1 pseudogene is annotated in these 893 nt (G+C 76.1%); it reads right to left on the bottom strand.

Annotated features, from left to right (window positions below):
- Positions 1-893 (bottom strand): annotated as a pseudogene (locus tag ACI3KY_RS20285) (hypothetical protein); the annotation flags it as partial.

Below are 893 nucleotides of genomic sequence, written 5' to 3'. Positions count from 1 at the left end.
CACCAGCAGCGCACCGGTCAGCGTGATCGCGACGCCGGTGCCGATGCCCGCCGTGGTGGAGACGGCCGAGAGCGTCACCGCGGCGAAGGGCGCGACCGCGGCGTCTGCGCCGCGCGCCGAGCCCTGCGCGACGGCGGATGCCGCATCCGCCGTGCTCGCGGTCACGTTGATGTCGTCCGCGCCGGCGACGGTCGCGCCGTCGGCGATGGCCGAGCGGGTGTGGTGGTCGACGCTGGTGAGGGCGAAGGAGGCGCCGACGCCCGTGGTGGGCGTGCCCGCACCGGCGTCGGCGAGGAGCGCCCGCGTGGTGGTCTGCGCGGCCGACGACGCCGAGATCGTGAGCGATCGATCGGCGCCTGTCAGGGTCACGGCCGAGCCGGTGGCCAGTCCCGCGGATGTCGTGAGGACGACGACCGAGAGGGCGACGGATCCGGCGACCCCGAGGTCGCCTCCGGATCCCTGTCCGGCGGTGGCGGTGGTGGTGAAGCGGTGCGAGGCGTCGGATGCGCCTGCCGCGTTCTGCGGGGCGATGCCCGCGATGAGCTGGAGCGTGTCTGCAGTGATGCTGGTGGAGGGGCCGACCTCGGCGCGGACGGTGACATCCGCCAGGGTGATCGCGACGGCCGCTGCGATCGTGGCGCCGCTCGGGGGGCCGCGGGTCGCCGGCGAGCCCGTCGCGGTCGACGCCGCCGACAGGTTGCCGAGCGCCTCCAGCCGCACTGTCGGGGCGACGAGGGCGACGCCCGACACCGACACGTCGGCGTTCAGCTGGTGGACCGTGAGGGCGAACGCGGCGGTGACGGTCACATCGCCCTGCGGGGTGCTCGGCGTGGGGATCGGCGTCGAGCCGCTGCCGCCGGTGCCGTCGCCGGCCGCGCCGGCGACGGCCCCGG

Origin of the sequence: Microbacterium sp. ZW T2_14, from assembly GCF_044987405.1 — a bacterium.
GTDB lineage: Bacteria > Actinomycetota > Actinomycetes > Actinomycetales > Microbacteriaceae > Microbacterium.
Note: the sequence above shows the minus strand (reverse complement) of the source record. Positions and strands in the feature narration are given on the sequence as shown.